Source organism: Burkholderia sp. HI2714, assembly GCF_002223085.1.
In the GTDB taxonomy this organism is placed as follows: Bacteria; Pseudomonadota; Gammaproteobacteria; order Burkholderiales; family Burkholderiaceae; genus Burkholderia; species Burkholderia lata_D.
The window spans coordinates 1-5,520 of sequence record NZ_NKFM01000096.1 but is presented as its reverse complement, the minus strand read 5'-3'; the positions used below and the strand labels follow the sequence as shown (position 1 = coordinate 5,520).

The following is a 5,520-nucleotide window of genomic DNA, read 5'->3' as shown; positions in this document are numbered from 1 at the left end:
CTGGAAGACCGGACGCCGGATGAGGCATACTTCGCGACGCTGCCTGCGATCAAATCGGCAGCATGACTGCTCCGACGGTTCCACTTAAAAATCTCGGGACCCTGTCCGAACAAGCGGCGCCACCTCTAGGAGATGTTGATGCAAACCGAAGACAATGTCAGCGAAGAGCGTATTGCGGAGATTGTCTGGGAGGCCGTGAGTTCGGGGGCAACCCTGAAGGACGTGCATGGCATTCCGCGTGACATGATGGAAGGTCTGTATGCCCATGCTTACGATTTTTACCACAAGGGAAGGCTCGACGAGGCGGAAACCTTTTTTCGCTTCCTCTGCATCTACGACTTCTACAACCCCGATTACATTATTGGACTTGCCGCTGTTTGCCAGCTCAAGAAACAGTTCCAGAAGGCTTGCGACTTGTACGCTGTGGCCTTCGCCCTGAGCAAGGGTGACTACCGGCCGGTGTTTTTCACCGGGCAGTGTCAGCTGTTCATGCGCAAGGCGGCGAAGGCCAAGCAGTGTTTCGAGCTGGTGTGCGAGCGAAGCGCCGACGAGGCACTGCGCGCTAGGGCCCAAGCGTATCTGGATGGTTTGGCGGAGGCGAAGGACGAGCAATCCCGTCAGCAGGAAAAGGAGCAAACATGAAAAGCACGACTGTTGGTCAGGGCTTCAATCTTGGCGGCGCCGAACTGGCGAAGGCATTGGCAGGCAGCACGCAGGCAAGCGAGAAGTTCGTCGATGCCGCGCAAAAGTCTGCGCAGGCGCTGTTTGCGATGCGTGTCAGCGAAGACGCTGGATCGGCCAAGCTGCGAAGCGACCTGATCACGCCGCAATTGACGCAGCCCACCACTAAGGCCCAAGAGGAGTTGAATGGTTCCGGCAAGCTAGCCTTGCTGCTTGGGCAGTTGATCGAATTGTTGGGGGATGTGTCGCAGTCGCAGCTGGAGAGCCGTCTGGCCACTTGGCGGGCGATGATGGAGGCGCAAAAGGCTATGGGTGAGCACTTGTCCCAAGAGTTGCAAACGGCGCTGGAAAAGGCTGAGCGCGCCACCGAGGCGTACCAGTCCGCGCTGGGCAATCTGAACGGTGCCAAAGACGTGCTGGATGTAGCGAAGCAGAAGAAGGCCCAGGCGCAGGCTAAGCTGGATGGCATGTCTACTGATGACCCGGGTTATGCCCAAGCGCTGGCCGAGCGCAGTCAGGCCAAAGGCGAAGTCAACCAAGCCCAGCAGGCAGTCGTTCAGGCTGAAGCCGAGTCCATGCAAGCGCATGAGCTAGCTGTTACCAACGGTCGGAGCGCAGACAAGCTCCTGAGCCAAGCCCAAGGTCTGGGAATCAAGAATGAGACTGTTCAAAAAGGCGAGCTGGATAACCTCTCCAACACCGCCAAGCTGACCAAGATGATGGCTATGTTCCTGGAGCTGGTGAGCAAGAACAGCGAAGAAAGTCTGAAGAGCGATCTGGCCACATTCCAAGCTTTGCAGGAAGGCCGTCAGAAGGAAATGGAGAAGAAGTCCGCTGAGTACAAGGAAGAAGTGCGCAAGGCGGAAGAGCTCAATCGCATCATGGGGTGCATTGGCAAGATTCTTGGCGCGCTACTGACTATCGTCAGTGTCGTGGCCGCGGCGTTTACCGGCGGCGCTAGCTTGGCACTGGCCGCGGTGGGCGTTGCATTGATGGTGGCGGACGAGATCGTTAAAGCCACTACTGGGATGTCCTTCATCCAGGAAGCATTGAAGCCGCTGATGGAGCACGTGCTCAAACCCTTGATGGAGTTGATTGGCAAAGCCATCACGAAGGCCTTGGAGGCGGCGGGGATCGACAAGAAAGCTGCTGAGCTGGTGGGTTCCATTGTCGGCGCAGTGCTGGCAGCCGTGGCTATGGTCGCAGCGATGGTGGTTGTCGCCGTGGTTGGCAAGGGGGCGGCAGCCAAGCTGGGCGGCGCGCTAAGCAAGCTGCTGGGTGACGCCATCAAGAAAATTGTGCCAAGCGTGCTCAAGGAAGTGGCCAAGGGAGGCAGCAAGCTGTTGAGCCAGGGCGCGCAGCGCCTGGCCAACGCGCTGGGCAATGCCGGTACCAAGATCGGCTTGCGCACAGACGCGCTCGGCAAGGAAATGATGGCCAATACACTCAATAAAGTAGCGATCGGCGGCCAGGCGACCCAGGCAGCCACGCAGATGGGGGGTAGCGTGGCGCAAGGCGTGTTCATGAAAAACGCGCTCGAGGCTATGGCAGATTTCAAGCTGGCGCGTGCGGCCATGGACCAGATCGAGAAGTGGCTCAAAGAGGCGGTGGAGTCCTATACGGACAAACAAAAATTAACCCAGGAACTTCATACGGCCTTGTCTAACGCGCTGCAGGAAGACGCCGTTGCTGGACGCTTTATTTTGCGCCGCACCGACGCTTGATATCAGGAGTGTTCAACATGACCAAAGTAAATCAGTCTCCCATCTCGGCACGACTCATCGACTACAGCAAGCTGCAGGGCGGCGAAGGCAAGGCGCGTGTCGGCGAATCATCGATCAATATTAAGGACGTCGACGCTGTGATGCAAAGGGCCGGCGCAGACACCGTGGCGACCGCCTCGGTGATGGGCGTTCCGCAGCTGACGGAGCCCGCTGCCAGCTCGGTTCAGAAAGCGAAGTCGGTGGCATACTTGACCGTGAAAGACGCCTATGATGGTTCGAAGCAGGCTGTTCAGGACGAGCTGGCACAGACGCGCCAGTCTTTGCGTGAGGAAGGTCTGGACAGTGTGGCCAGCGAGCTAAGCGAGATTGTCAACACCGCGCTGTCGCAGGCGACTGCGGTCAGTCAGTCGCAGCAGAACAAAGACGTTCATGGCGAAACGCAGCAGGAGAATTTGGCGTTTAGCATCAAGGATCTTGAACATCGGTCCGGCAAGAGCTTCCAAAAAATATTGGAGCTACTGCTGTCTCTGTTCCAGTCGGCCAATCAGTTGCGTCAATTCAATATCAACTTGAATGACGAGTTGGTGCAGTCGGCAGCCAGTTCACAGCGCCGCGAAGGTAGTAGCATCTTGGCTGGCGCGATCAGCGGGGCCGCGTTTACCGGCGCGGTGACCGCCGTCGGCACCGCAATGCAGGTGAAGTCAGCAAATATTAAGAGCAACGCGCTTGCCAATAATAAGGCAAAGATGGATGGCATAACGTCTGAGCTTCAGGGCGCCCAAGGCAGTTTGGCCCGCCAAGCTCAAGTCAAGATGGGTGCGGACCATGTCGACGCCGTGACCGAACTACCTAAGATATCTCCTGGGGTATCGAATAATGGCGCGGTCCCGGCACATCTGCCGGCTCCTTCGCGCAACAGCGGTATTGGTGCGACGGATCGTATGGGCAGCGACGCGGTGAAGCTGCATTCAAGCGATAAGCAGCTATCGACTAAGAACCAAGCGGCGCTGGATAGTGTGACTTCCGATCTGTCGGCAGAGCTTACCGAGGAGTCCAGGCAGTTTCAACTGAACAACCTCAAGGCTGACCGAGTCAATGCGAAAGGTCAAGCAGTCTCCGCCAGCGCTCAATCCGTTGGCTCCATCGCTCGTGGTTCTGCAGAATATGACGCCACGTTGGAGCGGGCGGATCAGCAGATCCTGCAGGCGAACAGCCGCGTAGCGAGTACGGCGGCGGATGATGCCAATGAAAATAGCCGAGAGCTGCGCAATCTTCAGCAAGAGATGTTGAGAAATATGAGGGAGGCGCAGCAAAACGCCATGGATGCAATGGGTTCCAGCGCCGGACGCATTTGATCCGCAATTCTCCCACCTCCCCGCCGGCCAGACCAACGGGGAGGTATAGCCACTTTCACCATCGCGCTGTGACGGCTCCTGTAGCGATGCTGCGGCGTGAGGGCGTACGTCAAGGAAATGTAATGCTGAGCATCTCCAACACCAATCCATCGCAGTTCACTCCATCAAGTACCGCCGCAACGCAGCAGCAACCATCTTCTAGCGATCCCGAAATCATGGTGCCGGCAACGGCGACGCCATCGAGTGCGACTTTGTTGGCGCTGACCTATGTGCAAGATAAGGTGAATGCGTTAGGCGAGCTGCTGCAAGGCGAAAAGAAGCGGACCGATGCCTTGTTGGACCGGCCACGGTCGCGGACTGCGGCCCCTCCGCTCCCTGGCGACTCCGCTCAGGCTGCTCGCGCGGAGCGGGAACAAGCCGCCCCGGACTTCTCTCATCGGACGCAATTGGCCGCCCCGGACTATCGCGCTGAGCGCACGTTGGTCACTCAACAGCTGGTCAACGGGCTGAGGGGTTTGACGGAGTCCGACACTGGGTTGACGTCGGAGCAGCGAACGCAGCTGAAGCTGAAGGCGGAGCATTCCAAGCTTCCGCCGGGTGTCCCGGCCAAGTTGAACGATAGCCTCGGCAAAGCGGTTTTCGATAGCGACGCGCAGCTTTGGGTAAAGATAGCCGAATATATAGGCGACATCGGTAAGGACTACCTTGGGGTCTATGAAAACGTCGTTGCCCAGTACACTGAATTCTACAAGGCCTACAGCGACATTCTGTCCAAAATGGGTGGCTGGATCACCCCCGGTAAAGATGGCAACTCGGTCAAGCTGAATGTCACTGCCCTCAAGAACGAACTGCAAAAATTGCGTGACAGGTTCTCCCTGCCAAGCACGGCTGGCGTGTTGTTCCCAGCCAAGAACAGCGCCGGCAGCCTGCAAGGCGCTAGCAAGGAGAAGGCCGAAGAGTGGGGCGATACACTGGGTTTGCCGCGTTCGTGCGTCAAGGAGTTCCCCGCAGGCAGCGGAAAATACGCTGTAGTTGTGGATATGATACCGATCGATACTATGATGCGCGACTTGGGCGGCTTGGGCAGCGCTGACAAGGACGGCAATGTAGGGCTGGATAACGCTAAATTTCAGGCTTGGCAGTCCGGTTTCAAGGCCCAGGAAGAAAACCTGAAAACTACGCTGCAAACCCTGACTCAGAAGTACAACAACTCCAACTCGCTGTACGACAATCTGGTCAAGGTGCTCAGTAGCACCATCAGCTCTTGCACGGAAACATGCAAGTCCTTCCTGCAAGGTTGATGGGAGATTCAAGGAGTTAAAGTCAAATGTGGTGTACGGGGCCGGCGGCATGATCAGGCGACCAGCGGTTGCTGAGCCGGTGTGCGGTGCGCGTCAAGGTAGTTGTCTGTTTACGCCGACCGAAAATTGAGCCACTTGTAGGGTGAGCTTCCCCCGGTTTTTCGCGCACCAAGGGCGAGTCGTTATGCTGCCAGATTTTGCTCGTCCTGCGTGCGGAGCCAGTCGTGAAAAAACTGGGTTGGCGACACCTGACCGAGCGTGGAGTGGCGGCGCCTCCGGTTGTAAAACACTTCGATGTATTCGAACAGATCGGCTTTCGCTTCGGCGTGCGTCGTATACCGTTGCCCGTGAACCCGTTCGTTTTTCAGACTGTTGAAGAAGCTTTCCGTCGGGGCGTTATCCCAGCAGTTCCCTTTGCGACTCATCGAGCAGGTCATGTCGTAGGCTTTCAGTTGGCGC

General features: G+C 57.5%; 5 protein-coding genes. 4 read left to right on the top strand and 1 reads right to left on the bottom strand.

The features are described from left to right. The first annotated feature begins 138 nt into the window (after window positions 1-138). The 4 genes from sicA to sctA all read left to right on the top strand — a co-directional run bounded on the left by sicA (window position 139) and on the right by sctA (window position 5,061). Entirely contained in the window at window positions 139-642 is a 504-nt protein-coding gene (gene sicA / locus CFB82_RS40850) for a type III secretion system translocator chaperone SicA (protein ID WP_089487876.1), read from the top strand. Next, window positions 639-2,405, top strand: coding sequence for a type III secretion system translocon subunit SctE (gene sctE, locus CFB82_RS40845; protein ID WP_089487875.1), 1,767 nt, complete (start codon window positions 639-641; stop codon window positions 2,403-2,405). The genes sicA and sctE overlap by 4 nt, the downstream gene beginning before the upstream one ends. A gap of 17 nt (window positions 2,406-2,422) precedes the next feature. Beyond that, complete coding sequence (locus tag CFB82_RS40840; protein ID WP_089487874.1) at window positions 2,423-3,760, top strand: IpaC/SipC family type III secretion system effector; 1,338 nt, start codon at window positions 2,423-2,425, stop codon at window positions 3,758-3,760. 122 nt (window positions 3,761-3,882) lie between these two features. Further along, window positions 3,883-5,061, top strand: a complete 1,179-nt coding sequence (gene sctA, locus CFB82_RS40835) for a type III secretion system needle tip protein SctA (protein WP_218829097.1) — start codon at window positions 3,883-3,885, stop codon at window positions 5,059-5,061. A gap of 182 nt (window positions 5,062-5,243) precedes the next feature. Here sctA and CFB82_RS40830 read toward each other — a convergent pair. After that, window positions 5,244-5,520, bottom strand: a 277-nt coding sequence (locus CFB82_RS40830; protein ID WP_143751071.1) for an IS3 family transposase, incomplete at its 5' end; no start/stop codon positions are given.